The organism is Streptomyces sp. NPDC031365 (assembly GCF_055569765.1).
Map to the genome: position 1 here is coordinate 1 of NZ_JBVIIM010000018.1, position 4,340 is coordinate 4,340.

Consider the following 4,340-nt stretch of genomic DNA (forward strand, 5'->3'; position numbering starts at 1 on the left):
GGTGAGCAGTGGGGGGGTGTGTGGCGGGGGTGGGGGGTGGGGGGGGGGAGGGAACCCCCCCCCCCCCCCCCCCCCCCCCCCCCCCCCCCCCCCCCCCCCCCCCCCCCCCCCCCCCGCCGTGCGTGCGCGTACCGGGTGTGTCCGATCCGTCAGGGACGGGCCGCCCATGTCGTACCGCGCGGGTGACGCTCCGGGTGCGGCGGGCGGCGGCTGCCCGCCGGGGTGACCGGGGAGCGCTCCGCGCGGGTGGTGTGCGGGCCGGGCGCCAGATGGACCGGCAACGGCCGGACCGAGCGGCCCGCGGGGACCGGCTCGGAGGCGGGGTCCGCGAGGTCGGTGAGCGGCTTGAGCATGACGGGCTGTCCGACCGGAACCGCCGGCGCCGGCGTACGGCCCCTGCGTGCCCGCCAGCGGTCGCGCAGGTCGAAGACGCGGGCCTCGGCGCGCGCGATCAGCGGCTCGAACCAGGGCAGCGCGAGCAGGATCAGCAGTCCCGCCGCCCAGCCCAGGACCACATCGCTCAGCCAGTGCGTCCCGATGTAGACGGTGGACAGTCCCACGCCCAGCGAGGTCACCGCGGACAGGGCGGACAGCCAGCGGCGCGCTCTCGGGGTGGAGGCCAAATAGGCCAGGATTCCCCAGGTCACCACGGCGTTGGCGGTGTGGCCGCTGGGAAATATATCGCCGCCGAGCCACATCTCGTTCGAGCCGATCTCGGTCGCGTAGTGCGGTCCGAGGCGCCCCATGCCGTACTTCGCCGCACCCACGGTGACGTTGAGCAGCAGCAGGGAGACACCGAGGGCGAGCAGCGGGCGCAGTGTGTGCTGCCGCCAGGAGCGCCAGCCCAGCCAGGCCGCCACCATCACGGCGGTCGGGCCGCGCTGGCCCAGCACCACGTAGTAGTCCACGAAGGCGTGGAGCTCCGGCCACTGCTGGTAGGGACGGAAGAACATCACCTGCCAGTCCAGCCGGACCAGCCAGGAGGTGATCAGCACGGCCCACACGATCGCCACGTAGAAAGCCAGGGTGGCGCCGAAGAGCACCATCCGGTGCCGGCTCATTCGCGGCATGCCGATGTGAGCCGGTCGTTCCGGCTCACGGTCCAGCCTCGCGAACACCCGGTCCAGACGGGTGTGGTTCCGTTTGGTACGCACCCAATCGACGTTACAGCGAGTGAGCGGGGAACCCCGACGAATCAGCGTCTTTGTGATGACGATGTGATGTGGGATTCCTCTCAGGACGACCTTTATTTACGGCGAATCCGCGCCGTGGCCTTCCATTCTTTTGATCATTCGAGGTGGCGGTTTTATCGTGCTTTTGAATTCGTTCACCGGGGGCTGGCGCGGAATTTCCCCGGTGCTCATCGGACGCCCGGTCAGGGCGGCCCGGAGCCGTTCAGCCAGACGGCGCCGTACACCGCCGAGGCCACCGCGACCGCCCCCACGACCCGTGCCGGCCCGGGCGCGCGCAGCCGGGCCAGGGCCAGGGCGAGCGGCAGCAGCAGAGGGAAGGCGGGCAGCAGCAGCCGCGGCTTGGAGCCGAAGTAGCTCGACGCGCACAGGGCGAGCGCGGTGACGACCCCTCCGTACACCAGCAGGGGGAGGGCTTGCCGCTGCCGTACGCAGGCCATGTACAGCCACACCACCAGGCCGACACCGAGAATCAGTCCGAGCCCGGCCAGGGCGGACGGAACCGACGTGAACCTGTCGGCGACGAAGTGGGCGAAGGCGTATCCGCCGTCGAACCCGTTCCGCCATCCGGCCTGGACATCCAGATATCCCAGCGGTCCGTCGCCGGTCCGGTGCCCCACCCACAGAACGTAACCAGCGGCGCCGAGGGGCGCGAGCAGCATGCCGAGGGCCCGGCGCAGGCGGACACCGGGGGCGCCCGGTTCCCGCGGAGCGCCGTCCGGTGCCGGCACGCGCGGATCGGTCGTGGACGTGCCGGCGCGCATCCCGGTCCGCGCGCCGCCTCCCGGCGCCGTGCTGCGATCCCGCACGAAGGAGGTGCCGTCGCGGGGGGAGCCGGTACGTTCCCGAAGGAAGGACGCGATGCCCGCCGTCCACACCGCCGCGACCACCGCCAGCCCCACCGGCCGGGTCAGTCCCGCAAGGCCCGCCAGTACGCCCGCCGTCACCCAGCGGCCGGTCAGCACGGCGTACAGCGACCACGCGGCGAGCGCGGTGAACAGGGACTCGCTGTACGCCATCGACTGCACGATCCCGACCGGCAGCACCGCCCACAGCAGCACCGCGTACACCCCTGCCCGGTGCCCATACACATGGTCGGTCACGGCGAAGATCCCCCAGGCCGCCGCGAGCGAGGCGACCACAGCGACGAGGAATCCCCCGTCGGCGTACGACAGCGGCGACACCGCCGCCACCAGCCGCTCCAGCCACGGGAGCAGCGGGAAGAACGCCAGGTCGGAGTGCACGTCGCCGTTCGGCAGCCGCACCTCGTAGCCGTATCCGCCCTCGGCGACGCGCGTGTACCAGAGCGCGTCCCAGCGGGCGGTCAGCAAGGTGTACGCGCTCTTGCCGCGCGCCTCGCTCCACAGGGCCAGGACGACCAGGCCCAGGGCACGCACGGCGGCGTAACCGAGGAGCGCCGGTGCGGCCCGGCGCAGTGCTCCGGGGCGGGCCGGGACGGGGCGCGTCTCGAGATCGTTCACGGGCCCGATTATCGACCCGGCACGGAACCGGACTGCCCGGCAGGGGCGCGTCCTCCGGGGGAGCGGAGTGGCGTACGCCACACCGATCACCCGGAGCTGTGAGAGACCCGTCACTCGACCCGGGCTCTCCCTCGCGTACTCTGACGTGTCACTCGCCGTTCGCTGCGCGGGCCGGAGACCACCGCTCTCTCCGGCCGAGTCACGGGGGAGTCCCCCACCCCGTGAGCCCGCCGATCGCGAGGGAACATCTGGGAGGTACGTGTACATGTCCGGGACGACCACGGCCGCCGCCGCGCTGCGCCGTCGGGCGGCCGGGGCCGGTGCCAACCGCTGGGTGGTGCTCATCGTCCTCTGCGCCAGCCTGTTGCTGGTCGCCGTCGACGCCACCGTGCTGCACGTGGCGGTCCCCGCCGTCACCGAGGACCTCAGGCCCGGCGCGGTGGAGCTGCTCTGGATCGTTGACGCCTACCCCTTGGTCTGCGCCTCGCTGCTGATCCTGTTCGGGACCCTCGGCGACCGGGTCGGCCGCAGACGCGTGCTCCTGCTCGGCTACGCCCTGTTCGGTGTCGCCTCCGGCATGGCGGCCCTCGCGGACAACGCCCAGGTCCTGATCCTGGCCCGGGCGCTGCTCGGCGTCGGCGGCGCGATGATCATGCCGGCGACCCTGTCGATCCTGCGCCAGGTCTTCCCCGACCGGCGCGAGAGGGCGCTCGCCATCGGCATCTGGAGCGCCGTCGCAGCGGTGGGCGCGGCGGTCGGTCCGCTGATCGGCGGCTTCCTGCTGGAGCACTTCTGGTGGGGCTCGGTCTTCCTGGTCAACATCCCGCTGATGCTGGTCAGCCTCCCGGTGGGACGGCTCCTGCTGCCGGAGTCCAAGGGCGACGGCAAGGGCCCCTGGGACGTGGTCGGCGCGCTGTTGGCCGCCGCGGCACTCTTCTCGCTGGTCCTCGGTGTCAAGCGGCTCGGCGGCGGGGAGTCCGTCGTCGGCGTGGGGACCGTACTGCCGCTGCTCCTTGGAGCCGGACTCCTGACCGCCTTCGTGCGCCGGCAGCGGCGCCGTGCCCATCCGCTGGTCGACCTGCGGATGTTCGCCCGGCCGACGTTCAGCACGTCGGTGGGCTGCATCGTGCTGGCGATGCTCGCCCTGGTGGGCCTGGAACTGATCGCCGCCCAGTACCTCCAGCTCGTGCTGGGGCTCTCCCCGCTGGAGACCGGACTGCGCCTGGTGCCGCTGACCGTCGCGGCGATGGCGGCGGGACTGGCGGGCGCCCGTCTGCTGCGTGGGTTCGGCCCGCGCCGCATGGTCTGCTCCGGCTTCTGTCTGACGGCGGGCGCGGTGGTGCTCCTGACCGCGATGGGCGGACAGGACAACGCCCCGCTGCTGCTCACCGGTTTCGTCCTGCTCGGCTTCGGCCTGGAGACCACACTGTTCGGCGCGTACGAGTCGATGCTCAGCGAGGCGCCGCCGGAACAGGCCGGAGGGGCCGCGGCGATCGGCGAGACCTCCTACCAGCTGGGTGCCGGTATGGGGATCGCGCTCCTCGGCAGCGTGATGAACGCGGCCTACGCGCCCGGCCTCACCGGCATCCCCGGGGTGCCCGGGGGGGGGGGGGGGGGGGGGGGGGGGGGAGGGGGGGGGGAGGGGAGGGGGGGGGGGGGGGGGGAGCGA

At 72.9% G+C, this 4,340-nt stretch carries 3 protein-coding genes (1 of these 3 running past the window's edge); 1 reads left to right on the top strand and 2 read right to left on the bottom strand.

The window, feature by feature from the left end; all coding sequences use genetic code 11:
* Positions 1-149: 149 nt before the first annotated feature.
* Together ACZ5C2_RS24350 and ACZ5C2_RS24355 are read right to left on the bottom strand one after the other, a co-directional pair.
* Positions 150-1,154, bottom strand: a complete 1,005-nt coding sequence (locus tag ACZ5C2_RS24350) for a phosphatase PAP2 family protein (RefSeq protein WP_468794612.1) — start codon at positions 1,152-1,154, stop codon at positions 150-152.
* 221 nt (positions 1,155-1,375) lie between these two features.
* A complete protein-coding gene (locus ACZ5C2_RS24355) occupies positions 1,376-2,671 on the bottom strand; it encodes a glycosyltransferase family 39 protein (RefSeq protein ID WP_468794615.1) in 1,296 nt (431 codons plus the stop codon).
* A 265-nt stretch (positions 2,672-2,936) separates the two neighbouring features.
* Between ACZ5C2_RS24355 and ACZ5C2_RS24360 the strand changes: the two genes are divergently transcribed.
* Positions 2,937-4,340, top strand: the 5' portion of a protein-coding gene (locus ACZ5C2_RS24360) for an MFS transporter (RefSeq protein WP_468794618.1). The gene runs 330 nt beyond the window's last position; the window shows 1,404 of its 1,734 coding nt (coding positions 1-1,404); it begins with the start codon at positions 2,937-2,939; its stop codon lies off the right edge, out of view.